This window comes from Bacillus thermotolerans, from assembly GCF_000812025.2.
In the GTDB taxonomy this organism is placed as follows: Bacteria; Bacillota; Bacilli; order Bacillales; family Domibacillaceae; genus Quasibacillus; species Quasibacillus thermotolerans.
Window position 1 is genome coordinate 23974 of record NZ_JWJE02000021.1, and the last position, 22682, is coordinate 46655.

Annotated in this window: 20 protein-coding genes; 9 read left to right on the forward strand and 11 right to left on the reverse strand. The window is 49.5% G+C overall.

From position 1 onward, the window contains the following. Positions 1-140: 140 nt before the first annotated feature. Positions 141-1511: an aspartate kinase gene (locus tag QY97_RS09870; protein WP_039238567.1), complete on the reverse strand. Its 1371-nt coding sequence runs from the start codon at positions 1509-1511 to the stop codon at positions 141-143. A gap of 441 nt (positions 1512-1952) precedes the next feature. Here QY97_RS09870 and QY97_RS20985 point away from each other — a divergent pair, with 441 nt between their 5' ends. Beyond that, positions 1953-2081: a hypothetical protein gene (locus QY97_RS20985; RefSeq protein ID WP_269764108.1), complete on the forward strand. Its 129-nt coding sequence runs from the start codon at positions 1953-1955 to the stop codon at positions 2079-2081. Between the two features lie 152 nt (positions 2082-2233). On the opposite strand, the gene QY97_RS09875 is transcribed toward QY97_RS20985, so the two are convergent. The 3 genes from QY97_RS09875 to QY97_RS09885 form a co-directional block, all read right to left on the reverse strand. Then, positions 2234-2809 carry a transposase gene (locus QY97_RS09875; protein ID WP_039238569.1) on the reverse strand — a complete coding sequence of 192 codons (576 nt, stop codon included), beginning with the start codon at positions 2807-2809 and terminating at the stop codon, positions 2234-2236. A 161-nt stretch (positions 2810-2970) separates the two neighbouring features. After that, positions 2971-3792 carry a YihY/virulence factor BrkB family protein gene (locus QY97_RS09880; RefSeq protein WP_039238571.1) on the reverse strand — a complete coding sequence of 274 codons (822 nt, stop codon included), beginning with the start codon at positions 3790-3792 and terminating at the stop codon, positions 2971-2973. Positions 3793-3975: 183 nt separating this feature from the next. After that, a complete protein-coding gene (locus QY97_RS09885) occupies positions 3976-5454 on the reverse strand; it encodes an O-antigen ligase family protein (protein ID WP_232506269.1) in 1479 nt (492 codons plus the stop codon). Positions 5455-5869: 415 nt separating this feature from the next. On the opposite strand from QY97_RS09885, the gene QY97_RS09890 reads away from it, so the two are divergent. The 3 genes from QY97_RS09890 to QY97_RS09900 all read left to right on the forward strand — a co-directional run bounded on the left by QY97_RS09890 (position 5870) and on the right by QY97_RS09900 (position 7793). Continuing rightward, the gene (locus tag QY97_RS09890) at positions 5870-6364 is read left to right on the forward strand and encodes a shikimate kinase (RefSeq protein WP_046128465.1); all 495 of its coding nucleotides are present in this window, start codon (positions 5870-5872) and stop codon (positions 6362-6364) included. 273 nt (positions 6365-6637) lie between these two features. Further along, a complete protein-coding gene (locus QY97_RS09895) occupies positions 6638-7117 on the forward strand; it encodes a competence protein ComK (protein WP_052717110.1) in 480 nt (159 codons plus the stop codon). A gap of 214 nt (positions 7118-7331) precedes the next feature. Further along, positions 7332-7793, forward strand: coding sequence for a low molecular weight protein-tyrosine-phosphatase (locus tag QY97_RS09900; protein WP_039232264.1), 462 nt, complete (start codon positions 7332-7334; stop codon positions 7791-7793). A 119-nt stretch (positions 7794-7912) separates the two neighbouring features. On the opposite strand, the gene QY97_RS09905 is transcribed toward QY97_RS09900, so the two are convergent. Then, positions 7913-8287, reverse strand: a complete 375-nt coding sequence (locus QY97_RS09905; RefSeq protein WP_039232268.1) for a cytochrome-c oxidase — start codon at positions 8285-8287, stop codon at positions 7913-7915. A 212-nt stretch (positions 8288-8499) separates the two neighbouring features. Here QY97_RS09905 and QY97_RS09910 point away from each other — a divergent pair, with 212 nt between their 5' ends. Then, positions 8500-8715, forward strand: a complete 216-nt coding sequence (locus QY97_RS09910; protein ID WP_039232271.1) for a hypothetical protein — start codon at positions 8500-8502, stop codon at positions 8713-8715. Between the two features lie 92 nt (positions 8716-8807). Here QY97_RS09910 and QY97_RS09915 read toward each other — a convergent pair whose 3' ends face one another. Next, entirely contained in the window at positions 8808-9989 is a 1182-nt protein-coding gene (locus QY97_RS09915; protein WP_039232274.1) for a M14 family metallopeptidase, read from the reverse strand. A 446-nt stretch (positions 9990-10435) separates the two neighbouring features. Between QY97_RS09915 and QY97_RS09920 the strand changes: the two genes are divergently transcribed. Both QY97_RS09920 and QY97_RS09925 read left to right on the forward strand, forming a co-directional pair. Continuing rightward, entirely contained in the window at positions 10436-11902 is a 1467-nt protein-coding gene (locus tag QY97_RS09920; protein ID WP_046128714.1) for a sodium:solute symporter family protein, read from the forward strand. A 14-nt stretch (positions 11903-11916) separates the two neighbouring features. Next, the gene (locus QY97_RS09925) at positions 11917-13581 is read left to right on the forward strand and encodes an amidohydrolase (protein WP_039232277.1); all 1665 of its coding nucleotides are present in this window, start codon (positions 11917-11919) and stop codon (positions 13579-13581) included. Between the two features lie 111 nt (positions 13582-13692). Here QY97_RS09925 and QY97_RS09930 read toward each other — a convergent pair whose 3' ends face one another. The 5 genes from QY97_RS09930 to QY97_RS09950 all read right to left on the reverse strand — a co-directional run bounded on the left by QY97_RS09930 (position 13693) and on the right by QY97_RS09950 (position 19260). Beyond that, complete coding sequence (locus QY97_RS09930; protein ID WP_039232280.1) at positions 13693-14880, reverse strand: S-layer homology domain-containing protein; 1188 nt, start codon at positions 14878-14880, stop codon at positions 13693-13695. A gap of 236 nt (positions 14881-15116) precedes the next feature. Beyond that, a complete protein-coding gene (locus QY97_RS09935) occupies positions 15117-16301 on the reverse strand; it encodes an S-layer homology domain-containing protein (protein WP_039232282.1) in 1185 nt (394 codons plus the stop codon). Positions 16302-16472: 171 nt separating this feature from the next. Next, the gene (mscL, locus tag QY97_RS09940) at positions 16473-16862 is read right to left on the reverse strand and encodes a large conductance mechanosensitive channel protein MscL (RefSeq protein ID WP_082090100.1); all 390 of its coding nucleotides are present in this window, start codon (positions 16860-16862) and stop codon (positions 16473-16475) included. Between the two features lie 393 nt (positions 16863-17255). Next, a complete protein-coding gene (locus tag QY97_RS09945; protein ID WP_039232285.1) occupies positions 17256-18593 on the reverse strand; it encodes an ABC transporter permease in 1338 nt (445 codons plus the stop codon). Continuing rightward, complete coding sequence (locus QY97_RS09950; RefSeq protein ID WP_039232288.1) at positions 18571-19260, reverse strand: ABC transporter ATP-binding protein; 690 nt, start codon at positions 19258-19260, stop codon at positions 18571-18573. Before QY97_RS09950 ends, QY97_RS09945 begins: the two co-directional genes overlap by 23 nt. Positions 19261-19656: 396 nt before the next feature. On the opposite strand from QY97_RS09950, the gene QY97_RS09955 reads away from it, so the two are divergent. Further along, positions 19657-21120, forward strand: a complete 1464-nt coding sequence (locus QY97_RS09955; RefSeq protein WP_052728952.1) for an N-acetylmuramoyl-L-alanine amidase — start codon at positions 19657-19659, stop codon at positions 21118-21120. A gap of 161 nt (positions 21121-21281) precedes the next feature. Then, positions 21282-22508, forward strand: a complete 1227-nt coding sequence (locus QY97_RS09960) for an esterase-like activity of phytase family protein (protein WP_052728953.1) — start codon at positions 21282-21284, stop codon at positions 22506-22508. Positions 22509-22682 lie beyond the last annotated feature (174 nt).

Genomic DNA, 22682 nt, shown 5'->3' on the forward strand with positions numbered 1-22682 from the left:
GAACATAACAAAAGAGCCACCCAATATGAGCGGCCCTGTATGTATGGCGGCGCTTTATCGCTTTAAAGTGGCGGGGGTCTGACCCCCAGTACTTTAAAGCATTAAAGCCCCTTTATTATATCACTACTATAATTATCCGCTTATACGCCCAGGACAGCGGCTGTGCTGAAGAATTCCTGGTAAAGTTCTTTAAGCACTTTGTCTGTGTCGCTGTTTTGGATACCGAAGACTAAGCTGACTTCGGAGGATCCCTGGTTGATCATTTCGATGTTGGCATCCGCACGTGTAATAGCTGCTGTTGCGCGAGCCGTTAAGCCTTTTGTATTGTTCATACCTTCTCCTACAAGAACAACCATCGCAAAGTCATGCTCGATATGAACGTCATCGACTTCCAGTTCTTTGCGGCATCTGTCCATGATTCGCTCTTCTTTTTCAGGAGTCAGCTGGTGGCTGCGCACAATAATGGATAGATCATCGATGCCAGATGGCGTATGTTCGTAAGAGATGCCTTCATCTTCAAGGATTTGAAGCAGGCGACGGCCGAAGCCGATTTCACGGTTCATTAAGTATTTGCTGACGTAAATTGTAGAGAAGCCGCCATCTGTCGCAATACCGATCACCGGGCTCTTCGAATACTCACGCTCTGCCACGATCATCGTTCCTTCTGCTGATGGATTGTTTGTGTTCTTAATGCACACAGGCACGGAATGACGGAAAGCTGGCATTAATGCTTCATCGTGAAGAACCGAGAAGCCGGCATAGGAAAGCTCCCGCATTTCACGGTAAGTCATGCGCTTAATTTCAACCGGGCTGTCTACGACATTCGGGTTCGCTGCGAAAACAGAATCCACATCCGTGAAGTTTTCGTATAGCTCTGCCTTTGTTGCCGCTGCTAAAATGGAACCAGTGATATCGGAACCGCCGCGTGCAAATGTCATCATGACGCCTTCCTGTGTGAAGCCAAAGAATCCAGGGAATACGACGATGCCTTGGCGGTCACGCAGGCTTTTTAAATTTTCATACGCTTCCGGCAGTGCACGAGCCCGTCCAGGTTCATCGCTGACAACGAGGCCGGCATCTTTCGGGTTCACATACTCTGCTTCTAAGCCGATGCTAGAGAAATAAGCGGCAATCAGCTTCGCATTGTTATCTTCTCCGCTCGCTTTCATCTGATCCACGAACAGGTCACGGTTTTCCTTGTCGTGAGCGACCCGGCCGCGCAGGTCTTCCTCAATTACGTGAATGATGTCATCGCCAAGCCCAAGCTCTTCAGCAATGCTCGCATAACGGTCGACTACTGCCTGCAGTTCTTTTTCCGCGCCATTCCCGGAAAGCGCCGCATCTGCTAAGCTGATCAGCAGGTCAGTTACTTTAATATCATCGGAGAATCGTTTTCCCGGTGCTGAGACGACAACGATTTTTCTTGATGGATCCTCTTGAACAATAGCTGCAACCTTCTTAATTTGTGAAGCGCTCGCTACGGAAGTTCCTCCGAATTTACTTACCTTCATTACCTATTCCACTCCTTAATCATCGTTAGGCTTTCGTGATGAAAAGTTTTATTTGAAAAATTATAACACTGTCGCACCTAAAAAAGAAGAAATAATCTGATATTAATTCATAATAAAGAACCCCTCTTTGAGGATGCTGGTGCAACACGCCGTAGATAAATACTTTTTTATCATTTCTTAATTGAGAAGAAAAAAACAAAAATACCCATTTTCTAATAAAAAATAATAAAAAAATAACGGCGTCGTTTTGAGGATAAAGCAACTTGGCAAATATGGCAACCCTTCAGACAAAAGATTTTACAATTCCTATAAGAATAGGAAGAAAACACTTCACTGCAGATGCTGTTTATCCATTCAGATTCAGGGAATACATAAAGTACGCCAAGGACAAGAAGCGTAAAAATGATCAACCAAAACATTTTTCAAAGGAGCGTGTCAAACATGGCCAAACAAAAATCTATGAGCGGCAAAGCAACGATGACGGCCCTAGCCCTTGGAGCAGCCTTTCTTCTCCGAAACGAAAAATCCCGAAACAAAGTCATGGATCAACTAAAATCACTTGGTAAATAAAATAGAGATGCTGGAGTAATGTTAGCGAAAGACTTTATCGCTTTAAAGGAGCGGGGGACAGACCCCCACTCCTTTAAAGTACTAAAGCACTCCCTATACCTACATAAACAAGGGCATGCGTATTTGCATGCCCTTGTTTTTTAAGCAATTAATTATTCTTTCACGGAAATATTTGATGTGATCACAGGCAGCTCGTCGGAGGATTCCATAAATTGACGATAGTGATCTTTCGATGGAGAGGGAAAATAGGAGAACGTTTTCTCCAATGTCACATGAGGATTTCGTTGGTCGGAGAGAAAAGCGGAAGCGCTGCTCCACAAATAGTCTTGTGCTCTCGCAGCAAGCCCTGCTTCAACAGGGTTCAGATGAATATACTTACTCACTTTTAGAAAATAATAGATGGAATCAATGAACTCAGCTTTATACCTTCCTTGAAATAAATGACCAACTACACGATGCCGCTTGTTAAAGTAAATTGCATAGCGTGAATTCAGCATCTTCATGATCTCCTGTGTAGGGTGATCGATCGTTTCCAGCTGAAGATGGATGTGATTCGTCATCAAGCAGTAGGCATGCAAATGGAACGGAAAGTAACTGCGCGTCTCCTCCAGCAGCTTTAAATAAGCGAGCCGGTCCTTCTTATCATAAAATAAAGCCGCCCGCCGGTTTCCGCGGCACGTAATATGATACGTCGCACCCGGAATCCACACTCTTAACTTCCTAGGCAACCTTTACTCACCCCTTTCATGCTTAAATGATGCCCCGCCCTCTATCTTTCTACATAGGGGCGGGGTTTCCCTTTTGCTGAACACAACAAATTGCCGGTGAGCAGGTTGAGGTGGTGTGTACTTTAACGCGGTAATGCGGCGGGGGACAGACCCCCACTGCGTTAATCCGTTAAAGCATTCCTCCTTTTCCATTCGTTATTAATGAGGCCGCCCAGGAGGATGACGACAGCGCTGAAGTAGAACCAGAGAGTAAGGACGATAATCCCGGCGAGCTGTCCGTAAATACGGGCATAATTCATGGCAGTTGCGTATTCACTAAAGAGCACCGACATCGCCTGCCAGCTGACCGCGGTAAAAATAGCGCCCGGCAGAACAAACTTCACGGTCTGCTTCCCGCTCGGCAGAATTTTATAAAATAAAATAAAAAAGCCAAATAAGAACAAAGTACCAAGCCCCCATCGAACGACCGTCCATATGGGCAGAAACGGCGCCGGTTCTGCCCCTGCTCCGTCTGCCGACAAGATCAGCCGCAACACCTGCTCCCCTATTGGTATGAGCAGCGAAAGCGGGACGAGGAACATAAAAATCAGTGTGACCCCTAAGTCCCGAAACACGCCTTGAAAAAAAGACAACGTCCGTTCAATCCGGTAGGCTTCATTCAAGGAGCGCACAAGCGATTGCACAGCCATCGAGGAAACCCAGAAGGTCGAAAAGAAACTGATGGAAGCCAGCGCATTCCCGCCAGACAGCACAAGCTCCACATTTCTATGAATCAGCTCATACGTATTCCCCGGAGCATATGGCTCAATTACGCCCAATATATCCCTCTCTTCAATAGGAAAGAAGCTGATAAGCGAGAGCATAAAAATAAAAAATGGGATCATCGACAATAGCAAATAATACGCCGTCTGGGCTGCCTGATCGAAAAAACGCTCCACAAAAAAGCGTCCCCCCACCCGCTTCATAAACCTTAAAAATGACATACCTTTCCCCTCCTTCCCCTTTATTATTTACGACGGCTCCTGCCTGCAAACACAGCTTCGCACAAAATTCCCCACAACCAAAAAGCCTTGCAGACTAAGCTGCAAGGCTTTGCTTTATCGCGTTAACGTGCTGGGGGTCAGACCCCCACTACGTTAAAGCAGTAAAGTGTCTCTTCTCTTTTTCTAATCTTCTTCGATAATGCCGCTATGCACCATAAGCAGAGACATGATGGCGGCGGCGAAGATGGAGACAGCTGGTGCGGTGAAGACGTGGCCGGCTGTGGCACCGATTCCGGCAGCGAGTATGAAGCCTACGCCGTACATGACATACGGAATCGTGAAAGTCTCCTTCAAATACCGGACGAAATAAACGATAAAGCGCATGGCATAATAGAGAAGCGGCGCAATAAAGTATAAAAATCCGATAATACCAAGCGAGAAGAACAAATCATAGAAGTCCATCTCGATCATTTTAGGTCCTTGTCCCGGTGCAGGCTCTTCATAATCCCCTGCATAGCCCATACCGAACAGCTTCCTCATGATCGGAGCATCCGCGTAATCCTGTTTGTAGTCAGCCAAATACTTCTCCCGACTGCTGAAGACGAGGTTTTGAACCTGTTCTTGTGTCACTTTCGGCTCTTCCTCTTCCTCTTCTTCTCCCTCCATGCCTTCCTGCTGCTCCGGATCTTCTTCTTTCTCCGGTTCATCTTTGCTTAAATCAATGTTCAGCAAGCTTAAATGAGCATACATGTTGCTGAATACCGGCGTAATCGGCGTGGATAACGCAAGCAAAGCGAGCAAGAATAGCGAAACCAGCATGTTGGTCCGTGTTTTTTTCGTGCGTGCGCCAGTTATGTAAATAATTAATAGCGAAATACACGAAGCCGCCAACACGATGACAATCCCGCCATAGCCTACCTTTGTACCAAGGAATAGCATAGAGACGGATAATAAGAAGAACGGCAGCCAGTAGTAGCTTGTCCTGAACGACTCCGTCTTCTCGATCGCGTACAAGGCCGTGACCGGAAGAATGATCGCCATGATGGCGCCGATTTCATTTCCGGCAAAGAACCAGCCGGTGAAGCCGATTTTCGTGTGGGAATAATTCGACAAGCTTGTTCCTGTCAAGAAGGAGATAATGAACACAGCGCTGATAATGAGCGACGCGTACAAGAAGTAAGCAGTTGTTTTTTCCATGAAAGGCGTGCGGTGCTTCTTCAGCTGCAGGTACAATAAGTTAAAGCCGAAGAATAAGATAGGAAAATAGACTACTTTGTTATAAAACTTTAACTCTTGGAATAAATAGTAAGGATCTTTCAGGTTCATATTTACAAGAATATTAATGACAATAACGACAGCAAGACCGATTAAGTAAAATACATATTTCCTGGCCAGCCGACTTGAAAACGCTAACTTCAACAAAAGCAGCAAAATCACTAGCATATAAAGTGCACGGACGATGACCCCAACCGTCAAACTGACGTTGAGAACCATAAGCGATGCGGTCGTGAGTACATCAATAACCGGCTGCAAGACAAGAAATGCAAGCAGCAATAAAAGTGTCTTCTGATTCAACATGTTGATCGTTTCCTCTTCCCTTTCTTTTATCTCTATTGGCGCCCAAAAAGCCCCATTGGCCCCCGTTCGCCCAGCCTTTTTCAACAAACGGCCCCTGCCTGGCCCCAAGCAACGGACCAAAGCCCAAACGACAACCTATGTATGAAAAACAACTGTTCCATTATACCATAAACAGACGCTCCCCCTGCAAAGGATCCCCCTGCAAGTAAATTACTGCCATTGTATTCTATCATCTTTTTCCCTCTTGGACTATCCATCTAATTAAACAACTTTTTAACATTTTTTATGATAAGAAGATGCTTTGGCGCTTTAAAGTGGCGGGGGGCAGACCCCCGCCACTTTAAAGCGCTAAACTATTTCCCATTCAGCCGTTCGGGAAAAACCATTTACGCTCCAACTCCTCTGTACTATACTAAAGAGAAAATAAGTAGAAAGAGTGTGAGCCGTGAGCAATCTAGAAACATCGGTGAAAGAGAAAAGCATTGTATTTATTGGATTTATGGGTGTCGGCAAGACAACGATCGGTTCGCTTGTGGCCAAGAAGCTATACCGGACGTTCGTCGACATTGATGAGGAAATTGAAAAGCAACACAACATGTCTATTAGCGAAATTTTTGCGTTGCATGGCGAAAAGGCCTTTCGGGAAATGGAGAAAGACACCATCCGCTCCTTCTGCGAGCAGCCGCTGAAGGTCATCTCACTCGGCGGAGGCGCATTCATGAACCCTGAAGTCCGTGAAATTTGCCTAAAAAATTGCATCGTCTTCTACCTTGATATGTCCTGGGAACAATGGAAAGAACGCCTGAACATCCTGATCGACAACCGCCCTGTTCTTCAAGGAAAAAATATCGACGAAATCGAGGAGCTGTTTTATAAGCGGCAAAGCGCTTATAGCGTCAACCACTCCACTTACAAAGTCGACTCCCAGACAGCCGAGGAAGCGGCCGACTACATCGTAGACTCGCTTAAGCTCGCATGGGACTTATACAAGTGATAGCCAGGCACCGAACAGGCAGAGATCGCTCTGCCTAACGCTTCGCCTGTCTTTATTTTGGTTAGTTGCTTTAACACTTTAAAGGAGCGGGGGACAGTCCCCCGCCCCTTTAAAGCATGAAAACCCATACTATCTACCCTCTTTTTCTCTCTTTTTCTTCCCTGATCGATAAATTTTTACAATGATCGAGCAATTTATACTAGTAAAAAAGATTCACTCATGGTACTGTATTATTGTAATTTTCAAATTTATAAAGCAGAGGAGGATTTAAACATGGAAATTGTAGAAAATTATCAAATTTCAACAACGACCATGGCAATTGTTGAAGAATTCAACGAGGATTACAACTCAATTATTTATGACAGGAACGGGGTATACGGATCGAAGCAGACGATTCGCAAGCTGCTCAACGACGCATGTATACAGAGAATTTCTACATATGATGGCAGGATACAAGCCATTCGCAAGCTTTTTCCATATCGCAAAAAGACACCTATAGTGATTTGCCTCCATGACCGCATTTGCGCATTTCCAACTACCTCACCTGACACGTATGGATGCAGCTGGATCTTCCCGCACCATATTCAAACAGGTACCGTGAAAGACGGACAACTATTCGCAGTTTTCAAAAACGGAATGCAGCTTCCACTCTCTTGCTCACTTCACATTTTTAACAGACAACGGGAACGCACTGCCAACTGCTTAAATTACTTTCAAACTTTACTCGAAGAAAAATCGCATTATCTGCATTAAACCTTATACATAACGTACTCTGTACAAAGCCCGTTGATCTGCTGATGAACGGGCTTTTACTTTATCGCTTTAAAGGAGTGGGGGTCTGACCCCCACTCCTTTAAAGCAATAAAGCCCTCCTATCAGTCAACACTGATCTCTAATGACAGACGTTCGTTGTTTTGTTACGATGGTCTCATATATCATAGGGAAGCTGAAAAAGGATGTGTATGAAATGATTCGTGTGTTATTTGTTTGCCTTGGCAATATCTGCCGTTCACCGATGGCGGAAGCCTTGTTCAAGGACCTTGTGAAGCGTGAAGGGTTAGAGGATCAAATTAAGATCGATTCCGCCGGTACAGGCGACTGGCATGTTGGTGAACCGCCTCATGAGGGAACGCTGAAAATCCTGGAAAAATACGAAATCGATGCTACAGGACTGGTCGGCCGGCAGCTAACGGTGGATGACTTTGAAGCTTTTGATTACATTGTGGCAATGGATGAAAGCAATATTGATAACCTGTACCGCATGCTTAACAAGCCCAAGCACCCCAAAGTCATGCGGCTGCTTGACTTAACAGATGAACCTAAAGACGTGCCAGACCCGTATTATACTGGCAACTTCGAAGAAACGTATGAACTCGTCACGAATGGCTGCCAGGCTCTCCTGGAAAAAATCAAAAAAGAACGTCTGTAAATGCGCAGGAAGAAAGCCCACGGTGAATGAAACCGCGGGCTTTCTTTATCGCTTTAAAGTGGTAGGGGTCAGACCCCCGCCACTTTAAAGCACAAAAGCAAATTCAAATTCTCCCTTATCTACCTCTTGGGTTTTAAGTTAGCAAGAATATTGATGACGAAAGCAAGGATCCCTAGCACGGTGAGTGTGGCTCCAATGGCAATCCATGGACCAAACGCTGGATTGCCGGTGGTGAGATTAAGAGCAAGGAAAATCATCATAAGAGGCAGACCAATGTTATGCAGCCAAACATGCGCTTTTGCCCATCCGTTTGAGGCAAGAGCAGGAAATAAATAGTATAAGATACCAGCAATCATAAGAGCGGCCCACCCTAGAAGGTTCACATGCGCATGCACGCCAGCTAAAGCAGGATTATGAGTCACAGACATATAATAGCCCAGCAGCACACCAATCCCGAAATAAATTGCGCCAATTCGGATCAGCCAAATGCCCATACGTGGTTCCCCCTTTGTTGAATAAAGGCTTCGAAAGGCTCATTGCCTTTCTCTCCCACTATATGCGTCCTGCTTTAACGAAAGAACTGTCCTCCACCTCTCCATGATAAAAAAGTTCTATTTCTTTCCTTCCTATTCACGGAAAAAACACCCCCCGGTCCTTCAACCTATGTATGCTACACTAGAGATAAAAACAAGAAAGGAACGAACCTATGAAAAAGCTGACATTTGTGATACCAGTTATGATCCTAGTAGGCTCACTTTCCCTCTGGATGCTGGGTAAGGATTACTCAGAAATCGCTCTCCAAACGAGACTGCTCATTACCGCCGGCGCCATGATCTTCTCCGGCATCATCTCCTACTTTCTTCTCGGAAGCGACGGCGAGAAATTCAACGACACCCTCACGAAAAAGAAGCGCGAAAAGTAATCCTTTCACGCTTTAAAGGGGTGGGGGTCAGACCCCCACCCCTTTAAAGCAATAAAGCACTCCCTCTATAAACCTCCTCACTAACATCTCTACTAAATCAGCGAACTAATCAAAATTCCAGAGGCTGCTTCGTAAATTTCATCAAATTGCTCAATAGGAAGCGGGTTCTGTCCTTCACCGAGCTCAATCGTGAACCCAGGCCGGCGGAATTCCTGGATAAACCAGTCCTTGTATCCTGAGTGGCTGTCCACATAGCGAATCGCCTCATAACCGCTCACCCGTGCAAATCGCTCTGCCAGCACTTGCGATTCCGGTGGCTCCAGCCCTTCGTAGCCCCAATAAAATTCCCTTCCCTGTGTATGAAGCGCTACTAGCCGATCAAAGCTTTCATCCCTGACCAAATCAGCCATCGCCTGCGTCTCAGGCTCTGTTAACGGCGCCTCCCCCGGATAATCGCGCGGCCTTGGCTCTGTCGGTTTACGGCCTGCCTCAAACTCCCAATTCGCCGGGAACTGTTTATTCAAATCCACTCCATTAATGTTCGCCTTCCACCCTGAGAAATCACGGCTTCCCCGATTCAGCGCCACCACTTCCTCCTCACGCTCCGGCGGCGGCCCGTTCAGCACCAGATTGACCCCATCTGGATTCACCATCGGTACCGCCGACAGCTCTGTCAACCCATACACGGGCAGCGTGGCTACTCCTTTAATCGGCGTGTTGTTCGTCAAGGAAAGCAAATATTCGTTTAAAAACCGCATCAAAATGGGCGTCGTGATCCACTCATTTGCATGGAAGGAGGCATTCACCTGCACCTTGCGTCCCCCTGTGCCGATTCGCACATCGTGCAGCGGCAGGCCGAGCACACTTTTTCCCGCGTCCCTTCTCCTCATAAAAGGGTAGATCGCCAGCAGCTCGTTCAAATCATCGGTCATGGCTTGAAAATCATACGGCTCCCGCCCATTCACCACAAACCAAGTCACCCGGATCGGAATCCGCACTCGCTGCCCCACCTGAAGCTGGCTCGGGTTGACATTCGGATTCAGCAAAAGCAGCGCATCTACATTTAAGCGATACGCATTCGCCAAGCCCCAAAACGTGTCCCCCGGCTGAATCGTCCGAGTAATGGTCGTGAACCCTGGAATCTGCACCGCTTGTCCCACTTGCAGGCTCCCCGTCTCAACCCCCGGATTCGAATCCATAATCAACACAAGTGGAATCGAAAACAACTGGCTATACTGCCAAAGCGTATCCCCTCTTCGCACACGAACCTCCATGCTTCCACCTACCCCCTCTAAAGACTCCTTTTCTCTCATTCTATGCCCCAACGAAAAAATTATGCTGTACGCTTTATCACTTTAAAGGAGCGGGGGACTGTCCCCCACCCCTTTAAAGCACTAAAACCCCTCACCTATCATTCTCTCTCATACCCCTTATGAAAATAGGAAATAAATTCCGAAATCATTTTTATTGAATATTCAGAATTTATTTGTTAAGATAATGACCATTCCTTATAAGTGATTCGGTCATCATGACCAGTTGTCATCCAGCCATAGTTTTATCACAACCACTATCCCACCGAACGAAAGGAGGCTCTCCGCATTCACTTGCTTGCCTACTACCACACAGAACGTTTCAATCACCTTAGCCCCTCACCCTAGACACCCTTAACACGTCGCCTTTATTCATATTGCTCATCCAATAAGAGATTGGAGGAAATTTAATGGCCTGGTACACAAGCTATATCGTTGTCTATTTCCTGTTCATGTTCGCGGTTGGTTTTTATTACTTTACAAAGGTCAAAACGTCAGATTCTTATTTAATCGCCGGATGGAATATGGGGTTTTGGAACATTGTCGGCACGATTATCAGCACGAACTGCGGAGCGGCCGTTTTCATCGGCTGGATCGGCATGGGCTTTACTGTCGGCATGTCAGGGTTCTTCAAATTCGCCCTTCCCGCCATGCTGGTCAGTATGCTGCTGATTGCTTTATTCAGCCGGCCGCTGCGACGGCAAAAACTCTACACCCTTGCCGATTTGTTTGGTGAGCGCTTCGGTTCCAAAACGGGCATCATTCCTTCTGTTCTTTCTGCCTTCATCTACTCTGTCCCAACGACCGCGCTCCAAATTGTCGGCATGAGCACGGTGTTCAGCATTGTATACGGCATCGATCCAAAGATCGGCATTGCCTTATCCTTCGCCCTTGTCCTTGGCTTTACAATTCTTGGCGGCCTTGTCGCTACAATTGTCACGGACGCGATTCAAAGCATCATCCTGATCGCCGGGATCATCATCCTTGCTTTTTCCGCTCTAAATTTCAGCGGCGGGATGACAGCTGTTTTAGAAAACACCCCGCGTGAGTACTTAACTGTATTCGGCGCAGAAAGCGCAGGAGCCGTGCTGATGTTCGCCCTGTCTGTCGCACCGTTCTATTTAATCTGGCAATCAACTTGGCAGCGTATTTTCGCCTCTAAATCAGAAAAAGTCGCCATCCGAGCTGGCCTCACCGGATTTGGCATTACGCTCTGCATCTCTGTGCTTCCATACTCCATCGGCGTGATTGCCCGCCAGTTTGTCCCAGCTGATATACACCCAGACCTCATCTTCTCTTATATTACGGTTGAACTGCTTTCACCAGCTGTCGGCGGCCTCGTCATCGTTGGCCTGCTCTCTGCTTTAATGACCGGAGCAGATTCCTTCATTTTACAAGGAAGCTCCAACATCACCCAAGACTTGTATCACCGCCTGATTAACCCGAATGCTACAGAAAAACAATTAATGTTCATGGCACGAGCTACCGTTGTCGCGATTTCTGTTCTTTCCCTGATCGTCGCTTACTTCATGACTGACATTATCAGCATGTATCAATGGGCGCTCCGGATATCGGCGACCACACTCGTCTTCCCATTCCTAGCCATTATGTTCTGGAAGCGAACCACCAATGCAGGCGTCGTTGCCAGCATGCTGGCCGGCGCAGCCGCAACGATCATTTGGCCATTTTTCGGCACAGGCTTAGACGAGGTGGTCCCTGGCTTCATCGCTTCACTTTCGGCCCTGATCATCGTCACCCTGCTCACGAAGCACAGCCCAAAGGAGAGCGTCAAAGCCGTCTTCTGGGAGGACTTGCCGTCTGCTCAGAGACAAATAAATGGACCACCTGAAACGCCTGAGAAAACAAATATCATATAAAAGGAGTTTGAAAGATGACGATTGATTTAATTATAAAAAATGCTAACGTCCTCACATTGGATGAGAACGATACTATCGCCCGCTCCGTGCTGGTGGCCGATGGAAAAATCGTCAAAGTGTGCACCGAGTCAGAGCCCAATACTGCTGGCTTCACCGTCGGACCGGACACACGGGAAATCGACTTAAACGGAGCCACCCTGCTTCCGGGCTTCATCGACACGCACAGCCACCTGCTCATGTACGGGGAAATGCTCGACTTTATCGACTGCCGCTCCCCTGAAAATGAATCGATCACCGACATCGTCCAAAAGGTTAAGACGAAGGCCCAGCACACGCCTCCGGGCAAGTGGATCATGGGCTGGGGCTATGATGACACGCTGCTCGCGGAAAAAAGACATCCGATGAGAGACGACTTGGATCAAGCGGCACCGGACCACCCGGTATTTCTCCGGCACATCTCCGGCCATTTTGCGGCTGTGAACTCCAAAGCATTGGAGCTCGCCGGCATCACGGAACAAACGCCAGATCCGGAAGGCGGATTTTTCGGACGCTATGAGAACGGGCGACTGGATGGGGTCGTTCATGAAATCCCGGCACTCCAACTAGTGGCCCCTGCTCTTCCAAAGCCGACAGTGGAGGACTTAGTCGAAGCGATCGCAAACGGTGCGAAGGAGTATTTAGCTCAAGGCATTACGACGTGCACCGATGCCGGCGTGGGACTCGATAAAGGCGCGATTGAACTGGACGCCCACTTAGCTGCCGCCAAATCAGGAAAAAATCCACTGAACATGCGGCTTATGATTTTGAACCATTTGTTCCGTGAAGACGGCGTGCTGGCTGGCTACACAGCGGAGCAAACCGACGAGGAGCTTCAGCAAAAATCAAACGGCCGTGTGCGCCTAGACAGCGCGAAGCATTTCCAGGACGGATCGATCCAGGGCTACACGGCCGCACTCCGGGAGCCGTATTACAGCAAGCCCGATCAGATCGGCGAGCTCTTGAATGAACAAGAGGCATTCAATGAGGAAATTGCGGACCTTCACAACCGCGGCTTCCGCATCGCCATTCATGGCAACGGCGACCGGGCGATTGGCTCGAACATCGAAGCGCTCAGCCAAGCCGTGCAAAAGTATCCGAGAAACGATCACCGTCACCGGATTGAGCATGTGCAAACCGCCAGCACAGCAGACCTGCAGACGATGAAGCAGCATGGCATCGCGGCTTCCTTCTTCATCAATCATGTATACTATTGGGGCGACCGTCACCGCGATATTTTCCTGGGGCCCGACCGTGCCGAGCGAATGAACCCTCTCGCAGAAGCCGTGGATCTAGACCTATTATTCACCTTGCATTCCGACTGCCCGATCACACCGATCTCTCCGCTGTTTTCTGTATGGGCAGCGGTCAACCGATTAACGAGAAACGGCCACGTCCTAGGTGAATCCCAAAAGATCGATGTCGTCACCGCGCTCAAATCGATGACCATCTACGGAGCCGAACTCAACTTCGAAGAAAACGAAAAAGGCACCATCAAAGAAGGCAAGCAAGCCGACTTCGCCATACTCGCCCAAGACCCGCTCACCTGCCCGCCAGAGGAAATCAAAGACATCAAGGTCCTCGCCACCCTCATCAACGGCGAGATTGCCTGGGGAGATGTGCCTGCTTCTTCGTTAACTTAATTATGAGGGGTCTGACCCCCACCGCTTTAAAGCATAAAAGCACGTCAACAACAAAAACCCCCGCTCCTAGCATCCAACTGCTAGAAGCGGGGGTTTTTTCTTTTATACTAATCAGCGAATCAGTGAATATGGAAGGGTGAACTCCCTAATACTGTCTGCATAAGAGCCATATTCATAAGGATTGAAATACATAACAAATCCATCCGGCTTCATATAAAACTGATATTGGTGCTCATCTAAGCTATAAAGCCCATCCCATGAACCGATTCGACCCTGCCTCTCCAAATTGCGAGCCTGTGCGTTGATTCGATCGATCACCGCACGCTTGTAATTCGACTTTAACGCAAGGTCATCCAATTCCATGAAATAATCATTCTTTACATCATAGTTGTAGGAGAACAGCTGCTCATAGCCATGAGCACCTCCCGCATACTCGTACTGCTCAAACACAACACTAATATAGCTTAAATCTGAACGGGCTACTTTATAAGAGATTTCATAAAAGTAACGATCGCCGTACCCTTTATCTCTCCTAGCTTTCTCCATAAACTCTCTCTTGAAGGCAGCGATTTCTTTCCCTACCTCCGCATAATGCTCATTCAAGTAAGAAAGATCCTTCTTCCCGCTTGTGTCCTTAAACTGCGGGTAAAAAATTCCGTCTGCCGCTTTTTTCGGATATGAGGCCACTTTCAACCGGAATTTCGGATCAAGTCCACGAGCCGTAAATACCGCGAATTGCGCCCGTGTCACCACACCTGTCGGCTGGTACTTGGTTGCCGTGTAGCCAGATGTCACACCGTTAGCGACGAGCCGCTCTACATAAGGAGCACCCCAATATTTGCGGCTCATATCTTCCCACTCTACCGGCGCTGTACCCTTCAAATTAAAAGCATTCGCTGTGATTTTCGCCATTTCTGCGCGCGTCAGCTTCCCATTCGGATTAAATTTAGCCGCCTTTGAGAACCAGCCCGCATTCACAGCTGCCGCAATTTCTTTATAGAATGGATGTGACTTCGGCACGTCCTGGAACCCAGGATTCGGCACATTCGTCAGCGGGAGCTTTTTCGCCCGGACTAAAATGGCTGCCGCTTGGGCCCGCGTAACGGCCGTATCTTTGTTGAACTTTCCATTCGTCCCGCCTTTTAATACTCCCAAATTACTTAAATAATAAACTTCCTTGGCACTCCAGTGAGAAGCCGGCACGTCCGGATAAGACGCGGCTTCCGCATTTGACACGGAAAAAGATAATACCAATAAACCTATTAACCATGCTGATACCCACTTTGTAAAATTATACAAATGACCCACCCCCTTCTAACTATGTAATCATTAGAATAGTCTAGATTTCACATTTAGTAAACTAGTTATTTCATGTTTTATCGCTTTAAAGTGGTGGGGGTCTGACCCCCACCACTTTAAAGCGCAAAAGCCCTCTTCCCCATCAACAACAAAAACCCCCGCTCCTAGCATCCAACTGCTAGAAACGGGGGTTTTTTCATTCATATTCTTCTTTCCTATTGATCACCGATCCTTAATCAGCGAATCAACGAGTACGGGAGCTTAAATTCCCAAATCCCTGCTGCGTAGGAGCCTTGCTGGTAGGGATTGAAGTAGACGACAAATCCGTCATTTGTCATGTAAAACTGCCGCTGGTAGCCGCCGAGGCTGTAGAGATGACTCCAGTCGCCTCTGCCTTGCTTCTGCAGGTAAGCGCCCTGCGTGTTAATCCGGTCGATCACCTTGCGCTCATAATCCGCTTTCGTCGCCAGGTCTCCCAGCAGCATAAAGAACGCATTCCGTACATCATAGTTCTGCGAAGAAAGCGAGGTGTATCCGTGGGCGCCTCCCGTATAATAATAATGATCAAACACGATGCTAATATAACTTCGGTCTGCCCGCGCCACCCGGTAAGAGGCTTCATACGTGTACAAGTGGCCACGCTCCGGATCTTCCTTCGCAAGCTCCGTCAATTCCTTCTTCGTATCCTCCATCTCCTCGCCTTCATTCACGTAGTATTCATTTAAGTATTGAAAATCCTTCTGTCCGCTCGTGTCCCGAAATTGCGGGTAAAAAATGTCCTCCGCCGCTTTTTTCGGATACACAGCAACGGTTAAGCGGTACGCAGGATCAAGTCCCCGGGCAATGAATACGGCAAACTGGGCACGTGTCACCACTCCTGCAGGGCGATACTTTGTCGCCGTGTAGCCGGATGTCACGCCGTTCGCCACGATCCGTTCAACAAAAGGGGTACTCCAATGCGCCTTGCCCATGTCCTCCCAATCAGCCGATGCCGTGCCCTGCAGATCAAACGCGTTCGCTGTGATCTTTGCCATTTCCGCACGCGTCAGCTGGCCATCCGGGTTAAAGCTTTGGGCCGTCGAGAACCAGCCGGCATGCACGGCCGCTGCAATTTCTTTGTAAAAAGGATGTGATTTCGGTACGTCCTGGAATCCTGGATCCGGTACATTCGCCATGGACAGCTCTTTCGCCCGGACCAAAATAGCGGCCGCTTGCGCTCTCGTCACTGGTGCATCCTTGTTGAACCTTCCGTTCGTGCCGCCCTTAAGCACCCCTCGCTCACTTAGATACGTTACTTCCTTCGCACTCCAATGAGACGCCGGCACATCCGGATACACCGTGGCTTCGGCAGGCAAGCTTGAAAAAGAAAAGACACACAACACTCCGGCGAAGCTGGCCAGCCATTTCTTCCAACCTAACAATCGACCCACCCCTTTCTATCTATGTAATTATTAGAATAATCTAAAAATTTAATCGAGTAAATGTCTTTCGCTAGACACTTTCCTACATAATTAAGCACGAAAAAAAGACAGTCCCTTCAGCGCGTTAACGCGCTGGGGGACTGTCCCCCGCTCCTTTAAAGCAATAAAGCCCTACTCCACCTCACGACGGGATTCCTTCAACAAATCGCGAATCTCCGTCAGAAGCTCTTCTTCCTTGCTTAACACGGGTTCGGCTTCCTCTTCCTGCTTCTCCCGGTGATACACCCTATTAACGAGGCGGATAAATAGGAAGATAGAGAATGAAATAATTAAAAAGTCCACAATGGTTTGAATAAATACCCCGTATTTTATAACCGCTTCTCCCACACGGAAGGACAAGCCGCTGAAATCAATTCCGCCAATCAGCAAACCGATGAGCGGCATCACCACGTCTTCTACTAAAGAAGACACGATCTTTCCAAATGCCGTACCGAGGATCACCCCGACCGCTAATTCAATCACGTTGCCGCGCATCGCAAACTTCTTAAATTCTTGCAGCACTCTTCGCACCTCCTTGCCAGCTTTCTTATGCTGGGTTTCCTATAGTCTATTCCCTGAATACACACAGGTTTAAAACTAGCACATATATATCTTCCGCTTCAAAGGAAATAATCAGCAATAAAGGGTGTTTCGCCCACTGCCCCTGAGCCAGCGACTTCCCATACTGCGATTCTACTTAATATTCAATTCTTACCATTTTACTTACCATTTTCAAAATATTTGTAGTATAATAAAAATTGACCCTGCCAATATGACAGCGGTCAAAAATTTGCTGCGTTGTAGAGAGCCGCCCTTTTGCTAGAATAGCAAGGGCGGTTTCTTTGTGTTGAAGCACTTTACCACTTTAAAGGGCCGGGGGACAGACCCCCACCCCTTTAAAGCACGAAAGCATCGTTATTCAAACCTCAACGCCTTACTTGGGTTCATCCTGGCCGCTTTCAACGCAGGGTAAATGCCGAACAGCGTGCCGACAACGACCGAAGAATACAACGCAAGCTTCACGGCCCACATTGGCAGCACGAGCGAGAAGATGGACACATTCGCATTCCACACCTCTACAAATGCATAACCAAGGCCTAACCCGATCACCCCGCCGAGCAGGCAAAGCAGCACCGTTTCGAAGAAGAACTGCACCATCACTTCAAACGTCGTCGCACCAAGCGCCTTTCGAATCCCGATCTCACGCGTGCGCTCCCGCACCGACATGACCATCACATTCATAATACCCGTTCCGCTGATCACGAGCGCCGTCAGCGTAATCCCCGCCAGCATCACCTGCAGAATGCTCGTCACCCGGTCGAGCGCCTCGAGCATTTGATCCTGCTTCACGACGCTGAAATCAATCTCCTGGTGATTCTCCTTAATCGCCGAGAACACATCCACGTCCACTTGATCAATCACCGCCGTGCTCTCCGCTTCCACGACCATCTTCGTCAAATTCTTCATATCCGTCTGCACAAGCGCCGTCTCAATCGGCATCACGACATTATTATCCGTACTCGAACCGAGCGTCGCATTCGGCGCCAGCACCCCGATCACCCGGTACGACGTCTCCCCAATCATTACGTCCTTCCCGACAAGCGACTCAGCCTTCTCCTCGGCGGATGCCTGCCCGGTCACCGTCCCCAGCAGCCGCTGCCACCACGGCTTCGGCTCCGCTTCCGGAGTTCCGCCATCACGGCTTTCCTCCGGCACCTGTTCCTTTCCAAGCAGCCCATCATGAATGTTGCTGCCGAGCACGATCACCTTCGCCTTCTTCTCCTGCTCCTCTTTCGTGAAAAAACGGCCTTCCGCGAGCTCCGCATGCTGCACGCGCGCATACTGATCCGTGCTTCCCACAACCGCTGCCTGCAGCCGCTGGGTTCCTTCTCCTTCGCCCCACTGCACGAACGACACCGTCTCTAATTGAGGCGTCACCGAGCGCACGTTCTCAACCTCTTCCACCGCCTTCGCATCCTCATACGTCAGCGTACTCGGCACACTCGTCAACCCGCTCAGCAAATCCTTCTGCCCACTCGTCGTATCCAGCACCCGGCCCGGAATGACAAGAATCTGCTCCGCTCCGAGTCCGCCCATCTGCTTCATCATCGTATCCTTCACGCCGATCGCAATCGCAGAGAGCACAATGACCGCGAACATGCCGATCACGACACCCATCATCGCAAACAGCACCCGGAAGCGGTTCGACCACAAGCCGAACCACGCCAGCTTAAACCCGGTAAGCAGCTTCATCGGACCACTCCTCTAACACACCATTTTTCAAAAATAAAATCCGTTCCGCCCGCTTGGCCACTTCCATATCATGCGTAATCACTAGAATCGTCGCGCCGTCCTTATGCACCCGGTCGAGCAGATGAAGCACGCTTTCCGTCGTCTCCTCATCCAGGCTGCCCGTCGGCTCATCCGCCAAGATCAATCCCGGCTCATTCACGAGCGCCCGTGCAATTGCTACACGCTGCTTCTCCCCGCCTGATAAGCGGCTCGGCTTCTGCCGCTTCTTATGCGCCAGGCCGACCTGCTCTAACAGATCCATCACCCGCTCGCGCTTTTTGCTCCACCGCCGCTTGCTGTACGTGAGCGGCAGCATCACATTGTGATACACCGACAAATTCGGAATCAAATGAAAGTGCTGAAACACAAACCCGATCTCCTTATTCCGAAGCGCCGCCCGCTTTCTCTTGCTCATCTTATGTACCGCTTTTCCCGCCAGCTCATACTCCCCGCCATCCAATGTATCCAGCGTGCCAAGCAGGTTCAGAAGCGTGCTCTTCCCTGAGCCGGACTTCCCCATGATGGCCACGTACTCGCCCTGCTCCACACGCAGGTTCACCCCGCGCAGCACCGGCACCTTCTCCCCACCTGACCGAAACCATTTCTTCGCTTCTCGCAACTCAATCACACGATTTCCTCCTACTGCTAGATTCGTAGGTTCATCATAGCACACCAAGGGAAAAAGAAAATTCCCTTCTCGCAACTTGTGGCCCCAAACAAAAGTCCCTCATTTTCTTCCCTTCGCCTGCTGACTCTCTAAATATCTCCTCAACTTTTCCCAGCTTTCGACAGTCCATGTCGAATGTAAAGGCTTTTTTACAACTTTTCCTACCAATTTCTCAAATTTTGTAATATGAAGGAATAAAACTCCATCTTGCTAAATAAATGCTAAAATGAGTTTTGTGTTCAGCCTATACATATTAAGGAGGTGTTTCTTATCCGAATACTCTTCATTAGCTTCCTATCGTTCCTGCTGTTCTTCACCTGGCAGACGGATGAGCTCACCGCCGAAGCGGCCGGTGCTGTGAAAGTAGCCGTGGACACGGCCAACATTCGCAGTGAACCAAGCAAGACATCCGCTGTGATTGACCAGGCGAGCCGCAGTGAACAGCTCCAGACCGTTCAGGAAAAATACGGCTGGTACGAAGTGAAGCTTGCGAATGGACAGACCGGTTGGATTGCCGGCTACATTACACGGCCTGCCGGAGGCGCTTCCCCCACAGCAAACGGAACTCATACATCAACTAAAGCAACCGGCACAGTAACAGCAGATCAGTTGCGCGTCCGCACCGCTCCGTCCTTGTCCGCAAGCATTATCGGAAAACTACATACCGGTGACCAGGTTACGATCCTCGGCACAGAGAACGGCTGGGTGAACATCACCCATAACGGCTCAAACGCCTGGGTAAGCGGACAGTACATCCAGCGCAAGGAAGCTGCACCAGCCCGCCAGACGAAAAGCAAGGCGGATACCGCTTGGGGCACATTCGCTGTGATCACGATTGACGGCACGAACCTGCGCTCAGGAGCTAGCACGTCTTCCCCTATTATTGTTGAAGGCTCCAAAGGCGAGCGCTACCCAATCGTGGGACAAGAGGGCGACTGGTACAAGATTCAGCTCGCGAGCGGCAACCCTGCCTATGTAGCAAGCTGGGTCGTATCCAAAGACGGCGAAAGCCAGGCGAAGCAGCCGGCCAGCCAGCCTAAAGCCGCCACGAATGAGTCCGTTTCGATCATCACCAACGGAACAAACTTACGCGCAGGAGCCAGCACCTCTTCCCCTGTTCTTGCTGAAGGCTCCAAGGGCGAAAGCTATCCGATCGTGGCTCAGGAAGGCGACTGGTACAAAATCCAGCTTCCAAGCGGCAGCCACGCCTATGTGGCCAGCTGGGTCGTGTCTACAAGCGGCGAAGCACAAGCCGTAAAAGCGAAAAAAACACCGAACGCAGCGGGTGTTCAAGGAAAGACGATTGTCATTGACCCGGGACACGGCGGCTATGACCCAGGCGCGACAAGCGGAGAAGGCGCACCTGAAAAAACACTCGCCCTGCAAACGGCTCAGCGCGTTTCTCAGAAGCTGTCCAATGCCGGTGCGAACGTCATCATGACCCGCTCCAGTGACACGTACATCTCCTTAGCGGAACGCGTTCAGGCCGCCGAACGCCAAGGCGCCGATGCCTTCATCAGCGTGCATTACGACAGCGCAACGAATTCATCCGCGAACGGCTTTACGACGTACTACTATCATGACTACCAATCGCCGCTCGCCCAGAACGTTCACCGTTCACTGGACGAGAAGCTGTCACTCGCTGACCGCGGCACACGCCAAGGCGACTACTACGTCATCCGCGAGAACAGCCAGTCCGCGATTCTCCTAGAGCTTGGCTTCTTAAGCAACCCAGAGGAAAGAGCCCATGTCTCCACTAGCCAGTATCAGGAGCTCGTCGCAGACGGAGTGTACAACGGATTGGTCAGCTATTTTAATTAATGAAAAAAAAGCCCTCGAATAAGCAGCCATGCTTATTCGGGGGCTTTCCTTATGTGCAGCGAAGACAAATCCCCTCCACACACTTTTTACACTCCTGTCAATGAAGATTTACAAGCGTCCGCTATGATGAGAATGATAGATACATAGAAAGGAGCATCCATATGAACAAACGACACCTATTCAACCACCGAAACCTCTTAAGCACGGCGGCTTTAGCCTCCATGCTCGCCTTTGTCCCTGCAGCAGAGGCAGATGCGGCCCCTATTCATGCACACGAGCAAGTGAAGGAAAAACAACACGCCCATCAACCGATCCAATCTGTGAAGAGCCTCCGCTTCCTCGGTGAGCAGCGCCTTCCCTACAATCTGACATTTGAAGACACGACGGTCGGCGGCCTCTCCGGCATCCGCTACGACGAGAAAAATGACGAGTGGCTCATGATCAGCGACGACCGCTCCAGCCTGCAGCCGGCCCGCTTCTACACAGGCAAGCTCAATTACGGCTTAAACGGCTTCCGCTCCGTACAACTGACCGGCATGGAATACATGAAGCAGCCGGACGGTTCCCTGTACCCAAGCCACACGGAATACGAAGCACAAGGCGGTGACGTCCCGGATCTTGAATCCATCAGCTTAGACCCGAAAACGGACACGATCTGGTACACGAGCGAAGGCGACCGCTCACTTGGCCTCCATCCGTTCATCCGCCAGGCGACCCGGGAAGGGGATCACCTGTCGACGCTGCCGCTTCCTGACGAGTTCCATATGTCACCAGACGAAGAAAGCGGCCCGCGGAACAATGCCGTCTTTGAAGGCTCCACCTTCTCCGCAGACGGCGAATCGCTCTGGGTCGCCATGGAAGGGCCTTTACATGAAGACGGAGCGGCCCCAACCGTGGAGAACGGCGGCTTCTCCCGCATCACGCAGTATGACCGCCAAGGGAATGTCCTAGCTCAATACGCTTATCCGATGGACGCCATCCCAGCAGCTCCAGGACCGGGCAAACACGCCGATAACGGGGTCACCGAAATTCTTGCGGTCAACAAGCACACGTTCCTCGTTCTTGAACGAGCCGGTGTCCAGGCCGCAGACGGCAGCTTCAGCAACTACATACGGCTGTATGAAATGAAGATTCCTGGCGCGAGCGACATTCAAGACATCGACTCCCTGCAGGACGAGCGCTTCAAGCCGGTGAAAAAGCGCCTCGTTCTGGACTTGAACACGCTGAATTTGCCAAAGATTGATAACGTCGAAGGCCTTTCCTGGGGACCGACGCTCGAGAACGGCAACCGCAGCCTCGTTCTCGTCTCCGACAACAACTTCAACTCCACCCAGGTGACGCAATTTCTGGCGTTTGAGGTGAAGACGAAAGGCCCAAAAGCTAGATAAGCCAATAGCCGCCCCACCGCCTCCAACGAGACGAAAGTGGGGCGGCTGTTTGTCATCTCTCAACCGTTCTCGCTTGAATTATTGTTTCTCCCTTACTAGAATGAGACAAACCGTCCCTATCATTCTTTCATTGGAAATCACAACAAACGATTATGAATGAGAAAGGAAAGTGAA